At 31.8% G+C, this 3,119-nt stretch carries 3 protein-coding genes; all 3 read right to left on the bottom strand.

Annotated features, from left to right (window positions below):
- Window positions 1-145: 145 nt before the first annotated feature.
- Window positions 146-496 carry a DUF2149 domain-containing protein gene (locus ACKI67_RS08120; RefSeq protein WP_407462998.1) on the bottom strand — a complete coding sequence of 117 codons (351 nt, stop codon included), beginning with the start codon at window positions 494-496 and terminating at the stop codon, window positions 146-148.
- A 219-nt stretch (window positions 497-715) separates the two neighbouring features.
- On the bottom strand, window positions 716-1,369 hold the full coding sequence (locus ACKI67_RS08115; RefSeq protein ID WP_407462999.1) for a MotA/TolQ/ExbB proton channel family protein: 654 nt from the start codon (window positions 1,367-1,369) through the stop codon (window positions 716-718).
- A 281-nt stretch (window positions 1,370-1,650) separates the two neighbouring features.
- A partial coding sequence (locus ACKI67_RS08110) for an Ig-like domain-containing protein (RefSeq protein WP_407462997.1) occupies window positions 1,651-3,119 on the bottom strand: 1,469 nt, incomplete at its 5' end.

The raw sequence follows: 3,119 nt of genomic DNA, 5'->3' as shown, positions 1-3,119 counted from the left end.
AAAATCATGAAAAATTTTAAAAAAAATTAGAAAATTGAAAAGATGAAATTAAGAAAAATCAAAAATAATAAAATAGTAAAAATAGTAAAATTGAAAAATTGTAAAATTGTAAAATTAGAAAATAAAAAAATAAAAAGAAGAAAAATTATTTTGTATTGTTTTGAACCATGATCAGCTTACCCGTGGATGGATCCTTATACACCTTACCCATCTCGGTATAACCTTGACCGGTTTGATTGCTTGTATCTGGAGTTTCATTCAGTATTTGACCTTCCTGAACCTCAGTCACTTCCTGGTTCATCGCTTCCATGACCTGCTCCTTCTGTTCTGGAGTCAAGTTCTCATTGAAGAGAACGCTTTGCATGTTCCATGCAAGCACCAGGAATACAAGCAAACCTACAGCTATAACCAACATTGCATCCACAAGGTTTGCGGTTCCTGCCATAGGGTCTTCTTCCTCACTTTCAAAACGTCTATTGCATCTTCGACGTGCCATAATAATCACCAAAATGAACAATGAATTTTTGCTTTTCAAATCCTATGAATTCATATCTATTGTAAAATTTTTTCATTATATTGTATACAATATATTTGCTTGTTTTTAAAAATCAAAAGATTAAAACAAATATTTTAAAAAAAATATTTTTTTAAAATCATAAGCAAATTTTTATGAATTTTCATGTATACTGTATATTTTTCAAATCACTTCCAGTGACTATTTCAACCTTTCATCCCTTCTGTCAATATTGTCCAAAATTGCATCCATCAATGCATCAAGGTTTGCCAAATATTCACCAAACCATCTACGTCTTAACTTAGATGCAAGGTATGTGGCAGCACCTGATCCAATACCTAAAATTGTGGTGTTGAATGCAACGGTAATCGCACTTGCAAGGGTTGTGACATCACCTGTTCCTAAAGCTGCAAGACCTGGACCCATAGGAATCAATGTTCCCATCAACCCAAGTGTAGGGCCAACTTTAGTAATGATGTCTGTCTTTTGAAGATTTTGGGTAATCTTATCCTCTTCATTATCAATCAATCTACGAGCTAAAGTCTGTCTGGATTTTTTGCTGAGATGTTCTGACTCAGCCAATTCAAACAAAACTGTCTTTTGAGACTTTTGAATATCTGCATTATTTACAATATTTTTAATATCCTCTGAAGACTCTGCATCATAAATGTCGTAAATCATTTCTTTGATTAATTTAACAGGTACTTTCTTACGGGAAAGGTATTCTGACAATAGCTTTCCTAAAGTATATACAGCGAACAGTAGAATTAATAATAAAAGAATGATTACAGGTATCTGTAAACCTTGAGAAATTGCAGACAATGAAGTATTGAGGAATTCACTTGTCCAGTTCATGCCAGAAGAAAAGGACAATCCACCTCCAGATTGGTATATAGCTTCATTTGCAAAAATCATAACATTTTCAATAGCCATTGAATCACCATATAAAATAAAATGATTATAAAATTATTTTAAATTAATTTTAATCCTTTAAAAATCACAAGGATCATAAAATTTTTTTTAATATTAATTTTCCAATCCTTTAAAAATCACAACAAAAAATTAAAGAATTGAAAAAATTAATAAAAAAATAATTAATCAATTTGAAATAATCAAATTGATTAAAGATTAATAACTTATTTGATTACAACCTTTCCAGTTTTTGTAACTGCTAAATATTGACTGTCACCTGCAAACTTGACTGTAACCTTATAGGTTTTCTTTTTGGATAATTTGACCTTAACAGTAACGACACCTTTCTTATTTGTTTTTGCAGTGTATGTCTTACCATTTACTGTGAATTTGACCTTTTTGGATTTCAATACTTTACCAGTTGAATCCTTAAGTGTAGCAGTTAATTTCTTGGTTTTAGCTGCTTTCTTATAAGTCTTTTTAGGTACAGCCAATTTGGTTTTGGTCTTGGTAACCTTGACCTTAATTGTTTTGCTGCTTGCAGCATAGGTAGAGTCTCCTGCAAATTTGATGGCAACAGAGAATGTTTTAACTTTATTTAAAGTTAATTTAATTGTAGCTACACCTTTTGCATTGGTTTTAGCACTATATGTTTTGCCATTTACTGTTGCAGTGATTTTCTTGTTTGCAAGGGTCTTCTTATTTCCATCCTTCAAGGTCACTGTAATTTTCTTTGCAGTGTTTGTAACTGTATAAGTCTTGCCGGATGAAGTCAAGCTTGTGGATTGTTTTGTCAATGTAAGTTTTCCTGTACTAGATTTAGCCTGATAATCACCATCACCAGCAAAGCTTGCAGATATAGTATATGTGCCTCCAGCAGTTAAAGTAATTTTAACACTTGCAACACCATTAGCATTGGTTGTAGCAGTGTAATTTTTACCATTAACAGTGAATTTAATGGTTTTTCCTGCAAGAGCATTACCATTTTCATCCTTAAGGGTTGCTGATATGGTTTTTGTTGCAGCAGTAGTCTTATAGGAAACATTGCTGACAGACAAGCTAGTATTGAACTTACGAACAGTCAGGATTCCATTAGCTGAAGATGCCATATAATCATCATTTCCATCAAATTTCATCAATATATTATAAGTGCCTGCAGATTTGATGTTAAGCTCTAAAGTAGCGAGCCCATTCGCATCAGTAGTGCAGTTAGTTACTGTATTGTTGAAAGTGAAGCGGATAGGCATATTAGCTAACACATTTCCTTTTCTATCTTTTAAGAATGCCTTAAACAATATTGTTCCTTCTTTAGCTTCCTTAATTGTAACAGTAATATTTTCAAAATGGAATTTAGTGCCTAAAATGCTGTGGAATATATTATTCTCAATTGTATTATTTGCACTGGCATTATAATTGACAATATTCGGACTTGGTCTTCCAGATACTATTTCAAAAATATTATATTCAATATCAGAGTTGATTGCCTTGTTACCTAATAAAAGACCTACAGTAATGTAAGAACCATTAATGGTAATATTATTATAGGTAAATGTGTTATTTACAGATCCAATAGCTGTACTGTTCACAGGCGCCCCTATAATACCAATACCATACATAATAGGATCATTTGAAGATAAAACAATTGAATTGTTTGAAATAGTATTGTTAAATCCACCATAATGCACGAATACTC

The sequence above is a fragment of the Methanobrevibacter sp. genome (assembly GCF_045577275.1).
Taxonomy (GTDB): domain Archaea; phylum Methanobacteriota; class Methanobacteria; order Methanobacteriales; family Methanobacteriaceae; genus Methanobrevibacter.
This window is presented reverse-complemented; position numbering and strand designations above follow the sequence as displayed.